The following is an 8075-nucleotide window of genomic DNA, read 5'->3' as shown; positions in this document are numbered from 1 at the left end:
TGTGTATAAGATACATGCTTTTCTGCAACCTTTTTAAAAAAACTACTAGACCGCAACCCTTTTGAAAAAAGGCTTGACCGAAAACAACAGCAAGAACGTGATCGGCGTGATCAAACGGCGCAACGGTTGCGGCACATACGATCATGCATTGAGTTTTTTGAAAACTTGTTTAAGCCTGGAGTAGGAGTAGGTGTTTACAACGTCTTCTTTTTCCAACCAGCCTCGACGCGCCTGTCCGAGGCCGTACCGCATGGAAGTCAGGTCGGAAACGGCATGGCTGTCTGAAGATATACAGAACTTTAGGCCAAAGGTCTTTGCACGCAGGATAAGCTCGTCATTAAGGTCAAGCCTTGAAGGCTGGCTGTTGATCTCCATTACTCTTCCATTTGCAGCGGCAGCTTCAAAGACTTTTTCAAAATTAACGGCATAAGCCTCTCTTTTTCCAAGCAGCCTGCCTGAGGGATGTGCAAGGATATCGAGGTATTTGTTCTCCAGAGCCGTGACAATCCTTTCAGTCATTCTCCTTTCAAGGAATGCAAAACCGGAATGTACAGCTCCTACCACAATATCGAGTTCTTTGAGAATCTCATCAGGATAGTCAAGGCTTCCATCTTTCAGGATATCGACCTCAGATCCTTTGAGGATTTTTATCCGGAATATTTTTGAGAGTTTGTCGATTTCTTTCCATTGGGCTTTTAATTTCTCAACATCCAGGCCGTTTGCAACCTTCTGGGAACGGGAATGATCGGTTACTGCGATATACTCATAACCAAAAGCTTCTGCTTTTTCAATCATTGTTTTTAGGCTGTCTTTTCCTTCACTGTATTCGGTGTGCATGTGGAGATCTCCCCTGAGATTGCCTGCTTCTACCAGTTTGGGCAGGGCATTTCTTGCAGCGGCTTTAATTTCTCCCCGGTTTTCACGAAGTTCGGGTGGGATATAGGCAAGGCCAAGTTTTTCATAAATCTCTGCTTCGCTGTTGCCTGCAATCTGTTTACCGGATTCTTTTAAATACAGCCCGTATTCAGAAAGTTTGTAACCGTTTTTGATGGCAACGTTTCTAAGTTCTATATTGTGCTCCTTTGAGCCCGTAAAATACTGAAGAGCTGCTCCGTAACTTTCAGGTGGGACTACTCTAAGGTCAATAGCTGTCCCTTCTCTCAAAATTACGCTGCTTTTTGTGCTACCTTTTAAGATCACTTGTTCAACGTCCGGAAGGGAGACAAAACAATCCATTACTTTCAAGGCCTCTTCTTTTTCAGCTTCTGCCAGGATATCGATATCCCCAATTGTCTCTTTCAACCTGCGGAGTGAACCTGTGCATATTATTTTCGAGAGATCGATTTTAGAGGTTCTGCTTTCACACTGGGCTTTTAAAGCAGATATGACTTCGTCTGCTAGTGGAAGTGCTTTTCCGAGAGCTAGCCGGGCATGGCTTTTCTCATACTGCTCAATTGCCCTTGCCAGATTCTTTTCACTTTTTTCTCCAAATCCTTCGAGCCTCTTTAGCCTGTGGGCAATGATTGCGTTTTTAAGATCTGAAAGTGTCCTTACACCAAGGGCATCGGAGAGATTTTTGATTTTCTTTGCCCCAAGCCCTCGAATTTCCATTAGTTCTGTAGCACCTGAAGGGGCTTTTTCTTTAAGCTTTTCAAATTTTTCCACTTCGCCTGTTTCCAGATATTCGGCAATGTGATTAGCAATTGACTCCCCTATGCCCGGAATTTTAGTTAGTCCAGATTTTCCGTCTTTGGTATAGATTTTTTCTATGTCTTCCCCAAGGTTTTCTATCATCTGAGCAGCTTTCCTATAAGCCCGTGGTTTCCATTCAACCTGCTGGTATTCAAGAATGTCAGCAACCTCATAAAATAACTCGGCAATCTCTCGATTTCTCAATTGTTACCCCCTGCCCCTTTTATTTTCTGTTCCAGTTTCTTCTTTTACTATCTTCTCCTTTCTTTCCTTTCTGCATAAATAGTCTTCAAATACCTGTGCCTTTCCTCAATAGATCTCCAATCAATAGATCTCCAAATATCTTTTCTTCATTCAATAAGTCTTCAAATACCGTTCATTCAATAAATCTTTAAATGTATGTTATTTCTTCAATAAATCTTCAAATGCCTCTGCCTTCCTTTAAATTCCGGACTTCTGTAAGTGTAGTAATATCATAAAGTCCTTTATCATGTCTTATGCGTAAAAAGCGAGGAAAACGCAGAGCAAGCCCGGTATTTCCTTTTCCCTGCCCGGCAGTGTGACTCGGGCTTTCAGTAATTTCCGAACCAAGGACTTCAATAACCAGAGACGGTTCTACAAAGATATCCGGAAGCATTCTACTTTTTATGAGTACATTTTTAGGGACTTCAGAAATAATATGCTCTGAAAGTAAGCTGTCGATTTCTTTCGCGTCCTCTTCTGTGAACCCGGTTCCAACTTTTGTAAAAGTTTCAAAACGCTGTTCCTCTTCATTAAGAATTGCACAGAGGAGAGACCCAAATGAACCTTTCCTTTTTCCTCGTCCGTAATATTTCCCTACAATTGCAAGGTCAAAGGTCTCTCTCATCCCGCTGGCATATTCTTCTTTCCATTTGAGCCAGAGCCAGCTCCTTTTTCCGGCTTCGTAAATAGAATTCCGATCCATAGATTTGATTATAATTCCTTCAAGCTTCTTTTCCAGAGCCTCGTTGAAAAAGTCCTCTATTTCTTCAAGATTATCCGTAACAATTCTTCTAGCAAGGCGAAGAATTTCTGATTCCTTTACATATTTCTCAAGGATAGCTCGTCTTTCCGGGTAAGATTTTTTCAGAAGCGAATTTCCTTCCAAGTACAGGATATCGAAAAAGAATACGGCAACAGGGCAAATTTCAGCATATTTTTGGACCTCATACTTTCTGCGCCTCTTCATTAGTCTCTGGAATGAATAAAATTCTCCAGTTGAATCGTCTGCTTTCCTGCCTTCAACGTATGCAACGATTTCCCCATCAAGCACGATTTTCTCTGCAAGAATGCCTTTCCTGACTGCTTCCACAACATCGGGATACTGGGCAGTTATATCTTCAAGCCTTCGAGAAAAAGCTTTAACCTCTTCTCCGTTTTTATGGATCTGCACTCTCTCCCCATCATATTTTTCTTCGGCTGCTTTTTTTCCGGGAATTCGTTCTTCAAGCTCTTCAAAGGTTTCCACGCGCTGCGCAAGCATTGACCTTACAGGCCGGCCAAGTTTTATGGAGAAGCGCCCAAGAGCTTTCGGACCGTGTTCTGCAAGGGATTCTGCAAGCTCTCCGATGTCAGTACAAACGCTATAGCTTTCTTTGATCTTGACGACATATTTTTCGTCCCCTGTAAAAGCGATAGAAAATGCCTCAAGCAAAAATTGGTCCCCAAAACCAAGCCTTAGTTTCCCAAGTACAATCCTGACTATGTATTTTCCTTCTTTGGGACTGGCTCGCTACAGGATACTGGAAAGCAGCCCGGTTTTTTCCTCCTGACTTCCTTTTCCTGAGGCTTCTTTTATCTCTTTTAATCTTCCAAACACTTCATCAATTGCCAGAGACTTTTCTTCTCTACGATTTAACTCAAAAGCTACATTCCCAAGGTCCCCTGTCCTTGAATATCTTTTTTTAACCTCTTCTTCGGAAACTTCGTATGCTCCGGCAATAGCTTTTAAAGCGAGCTTATCTCCTATTCCCAGTGCTGTATTCTCAAAAGCAGGTCCTATGCTCCCGAGAAAAAGGTATGCACTGTCATTTACTTCCTTTCCTTCCAGCCCCTAAAAAAAATTAGCAATTTTCCTGACGATTTCCTTATGGGATGTTATGTTTTCAAGTTCCTCAAAAAGCTCCGCAAGCTCTATGAATCGAGCCATTACCCTCTCCCCGAAAAAACGCTTTGAAATTTTTCTCTATACTAGAATTCAATTTGCAGGTCTTTATCGCTTTGCACCCTCAAATTTCAGAAATAGAGTTTTTCCTCTTTTCCCCATGAAACAACTATCTCTGCCGTTCTCTCTTCATTACCGAAACCTTTAATATCTAAAAGATGCATGAGGAGAATACACATCACCTCTATATATCTTCATGCGGCTGTGGTTTAGCGGCTATGACCTGAGCTTCCCAAGCTTAGAACCCGGGTTCGAATCCCGGCAGTCGCATTGAAAATAATTAAAAATAAGTCTTTTTTGAATTATATTTCTTTTATACGAAGTCTATTTTAAACTGTATTTCTTTTAAACTAAGTCTTTTTGAAACTGTATTTCTTAAAAACTAAGTAACTATTCAGCCTACCAAAAAAAGTTGATTGATATCGATTTGAATGAAAAATAGTTACTGTTATATTACAATTTATTTTTAATAATATTTAGAAATATCTTTACTGGCTTCGATCCCCAAAAAATTCAGAATAAAGTTAGACTTTAAAATCCACATTAATAAATGAACTTTTTAATAAATGCGCCTATAAAAAAATTAAAGATAAACACGGATAAAAACGAATTGAAACTATCTATGTTCATATGTGTTTATCTGTGTTTTATTGAGAAGATACTATGAATCGATGTATCAGGTGTTTATTTGTGCTCTACAAGAGGTAGATAATCCGAATAGGTGCTGTGTGTTATGTTTTTATACGCGGAGTCAGCAATGCCATCCCCGTCTTTATCTACTGCGGTTTGGGAAAATCCAGTGCCGTCAGGTTTTCCCCAGAAATTACCCGCTATATACGATCCGCCTACAATGTTAGTGCCTGAAGTTTTCGTAATGTTATAGGAATTTCCTTCTCCGTTTTTAATGGTCATATTGGTATTGTTGAAGTAGTTGTTGTAAATAAGGTTCCTATCGCTTCTAGGGCAGATATAAAAACCGTAAACACTATTATTTTGAACAGTGTTATCTGAGAATGTATTGCCGTCAGAGTTGCCAAAATGGATTCCTCTGCTACTATCAGAAGCCGTATTTCCTGAGAGGAGATTGTCTTTGGAACTTTGAATAGCAATCCCGTACTCTTCATTATTTGTAACTGTATTGTTTGAGATTATATTTCCACTGGAATACAGGGTATAGATCCCAAGCCCGTTATTCAAAAGTTTGTTGTTATCAATTGTACAGTTCCTGCATGAAGACAAATAGATTCCTGAGTGAATGGGGTCTGTAGCTCCAAGAATCTTAAACCCACTAATTGTTATATTATCTGCTTTCAGAAGGAGCACGTTAGCATTTGGAGTTCCGGCTTGAATTATTGTATCATCAGGGTTTCCGGATTCTGACCTGATTGTGAGATTATCTTTAGTTATTTTGATGTTTTCTGTATAGGTTCCGGGACTTACGGTAATTACATCGCCAGAAGTTGAATTGTTAATAGCACTTTGAATCGAACTTCCTGGCTGGACTGAAATCTCAGCCGCAGCTCCGATACCTGATATTAGTGTTAAAATAAGAACAAATGCTAATAAAGCGGTTAATTTGCTTATTTTAATGCCTCCGTTTATTTAGAAAAGTTCTGGTGGAACTTTATTTAACGAATAAATATTTACGCCCCAACACCATGCCAATTCTCGTATGTAAACGTGTTGACTTGACCAAAAAAAATGTTTTTTAATATAAATTCTTTAATCTAGTTTTTTCAAAACAAGAAGTCTAATATAAAAATTAAAAAATGACTGGATTTTAACCATAACCCCTTCCCTTCTTCATTTAATAACAGTTACAAAAGTTGCTTATTTAAGAACGAATGCGGGAGAATTTTAAAAAGATCGGGCTTCGCCAGAGAAGCACAAAATAGATTTACGGGCTAACGTACCCGTATTTAGACTAAAACGAAATATTCTAACGAGCCTACTCCATAACTCAAAATTGCTTCTTTGAATATTGAAATCAAGAATAATCAAGAGTATATGATCAAGGAAACTAGTTCTAAAACTCTTATCAATTTTGAGTATAAAACTGGTTTTGGGATGAGCTCAACTCTTCTCAGGTTAATTATGCTATCCATATGTGTTTGAGCCCAAAGATATCCCAAAATAATTATCTTCTAAACTATACGTCTACTTTGGATCGTGTTATTATTATCCTACTGATTTATTGAGATCAGGACTTACGCGGCTGAACTGGGAAATCAATCGCATCAAACCTTTAACTGTATAAACCACTAAAAAAGTCACAACGCCTAATGTGCTTGATTTTGTACTTCAAGTGCGTAAGTCCTAGACATGAATTCTTCTGACTTAAATGCGGGAAAGCTCATCAAGTGAAACCTTTTTCCTGTAGCCCATACCCTGGAATATTGCTACAAGATCTCCTTTATCATCAGTTATATTTACAGTATATGTTGAAATTTTGGGATTTATTGAGGTTTCTTTTGCCTCCGCTGTGAGAGTCTTGCCTGTTGCGGCTTTTACAAAAGAAATATTTGCATTGATAGCGACAGCAACATTACCGTACGCATTTGACGCTGCAGCAAAAGTAAGATCTGCAAGGGTAAATATTGCACCTCCCTGGACGGTTTTCAGGGCATTAAGGTGCTTTTCCTCTATATTCATGATAGCTTTCGCATATCCAGGAGAAACTTCTAAAAGTTCAATTCCTGAAACTGCAGCGAATTTATCGTTCTTAAAAAAGTTTTTAATATTCTCCATGTAATAACTCCAGTTATTGTATAAGTAAAATCGTGCTCTATTCTTCTTATTTTTAATTAAAGTTATTCTTCTGAATGTAAACTTAATCCTGAATCTGCCATTTTCAGAGGTAAAATTCCTGCCGAGCCCCTAATATAACTATCAAAATCTTTTTGAACACCAAAGATAATTTCTCCTAGGATTGAAGTGGTGGAAAAAAATACATTATTCTGGAAGGCAGTTATCAAAAGGACTACACAGGTTATTGCAGGCCTATTCTTTTTTATGGTGGCGTTTTTTCTTTCTGCCGGTATGATTGATCTGCCCAGAGCATGGTTTTTCTTTAGCCTTTATTTCATCTCGGTGCTCTTTAACATGGTTATTTTCCTCAAGTTCAATCCTGAGGTCATAAGAGCACGGAGTGAAATGAAATGGGGAGAAATGAAGTGGTGGGATAAATTGTTTGCCGTGCTCTATATCATATTTCTTTTCATAATGTTTATTGTGTGCGGGCTTGATGTGGGAAGATTCCAGCTTTCAAGCCCTGGGACGGAGTTTCTAGCTATCGGCGTTGTAATTTTCATCGTGGGATGGGTTTTTGTAACGTGGGCAATGGTCGAAAACAAATTTTTTGAAACTACAGTCCGCATCCAAAAAGAAAAGAGACATAGAGTTGTTATCACAGGACCTTATGCTATCGTCCGGCATCCGGGATATGCCGGCATGATACTGTTTTACGGCTGCGCTCCGTTCGTCATTGGCTCTCTTTATGGACTGATACCTGCACTGTTACTTGCTGTTACTTTTGTTTTCCGCACATACTTCGAAGACAGGATGCTCTACAAAGAGCTTCCAGGATATAGAGAATACACAAAGAAGGTAAGGTATCGGCTTGTGCCGTTTATTTGGTGAGAAATAAAAGAATCACTTTTATTCTCGACTTTATTCTCGACTTTATTCTCAACTAGAATAGTTTCATAACTATTTTCATGATCAGATTACCAGATAATTATTCAGAACATAAAATTCAGAGATACAGTTTTGATTTTTGAGATGAGCTCTATGGATACGTGATAGAAAATTACTTTTAAAACGCCATCTGACCCTTAAAACCAGACTAATCTGTATAGTTGATAGAGATTAATTATTTATAAACGGATCGTTTATTATTTATTTGATTTATATTAAATTATATTTTATTTAATTTAAATATATATAATCGGCCTGTTGGTCGAGCTCGTATACGGGGGTTAAGAATGAAAATGAAATTAATCGTTTCTCTGCTAGCGTTATGCATGACATTGTCTATTGTGTCTGTGCAAGCGCAGACTGACACGGACATGGTCGGAAATATGAAAAATATGAGTGCGATCCTGGCCGGAAATATAAATGAAACCATTACCTGCAACATGACCGGAAACGCGGCTATTGTCGGCACGGATAATATAAGCGGAAAAATGGGGAACATGAC

At 38.8% G+C, this 8075-nt stretch carries 5 protein-coding genes, 1 tRNA gene and 1 pseudogene; 3 read left to right on the top strand and 4 right to left on the bottom strand.

Annotation, left to right across the window (positions count from 1 at the left end; genetic code table 11):
* Positions 1–141: 141 nt before the first annotated feature.
* Both polX and A9239_RS13540 read right to left on the bottom strand, forming a co-directional pair.
* Positions 142–1896, bottom strand: coding sequence for a DNA polymerase/3'-5' exonuclease PolX (gene polX, locus A9239_RS13545; protein ID WP_048121673.1), 1755 nt, complete (start codon positions 1894–1896; stop codon positions 142–144).
* Between the two features lie 217 nt (positions 1897–2113).
* A pseudogene (locus A9239_RS13540) lies at positions 2114–3763 on the bottom strand (ATP-dependent DNA ligase).
* A 312-nt stretch (positions 3764–4075) separates the two neighbouring features.
* On the opposite strand from A9239_RS13540, the gene A9239_RS13535 reads away from it, so the two are divergent.
* Positions 4076–4147 (top strand) — tRNA-Gly (locus A9239_RS13535).
* A 414-nt stretch (positions 4148–4561) separates the two neighbouring features.
* Here A9239_RS13535 and A9239_RS13530 read toward each other — a convergent pair.
* Both A9239_RS13530 and A9239_RS13525 read right to left on the bottom strand, forming a co-directional pair.
* The gene (locus A9239_RS13530) at positions 4562–5350 is read right to left on the bottom strand and encodes a nitrous oxide reductase family maturation protein NosD (protein WP_255361952.1); all 789 of its coding nucleotides are present in this window, start codon (positions 5348–5350) and stop codon (positions 4562–4564) included.
* An 864-nt stretch (positions 5351–6214) separates the two neighbouring features.
* Positions 6215–6625, bottom strand: a complete 411-nt coding sequence (locus A9239_RS13525; RefSeq protein ID WP_048121674.1) for a PaaI family thioesterase — start codon at positions 6623–6625, stop codon at positions 6215–6217.
* A 189-nt stretch (positions 6626–6814) separates the two neighbouring features.
* Here A9239_RS13525 and A9239_RS13520 point away from each other — a divergent pair, with 189 nt between their 5' ends.
* A complete protein-coding gene (locus tag A9239_RS13520) occupies positions 6815–7516 on the top strand; it encodes an isoprenylcysteine carboxylmethyltransferase family protein (protein WP_052712919.1) in 702 nt (233 codons plus the stop codon).
* Between the two features lie 344 nt (positions 7517–7860).
* Positions 7861–8075: hypothetical protein (locus A9239_RS13515; protein ID WP_141706471.1), on the top strand; the 215-nt coding region annotated here is incomplete at its 3' end.

This window comes from Methanosarcina sp. A14, assembly GCF_001729375.1.
GTDB classification, from domain to species: Archaea; Halobacteriota; Methanosarcinia; order Methanosarcinales; family Methanosarcinaceae; genus Methanosarcina; species Methanosarcina barkeri.
This window is presented reverse-complemented; position numbering and strand designations above follow the sequence as displayed.

Excerpts from the sequence above, each read along its gene's own strand:
- A9239_RS13525 (WP_048121674.1), bottom strand. The coding sequence starts at position 6,625 with ATGGAGAATATTAAAAACTTTTTTAAGAACGATAAATTCGCTGCAGTT.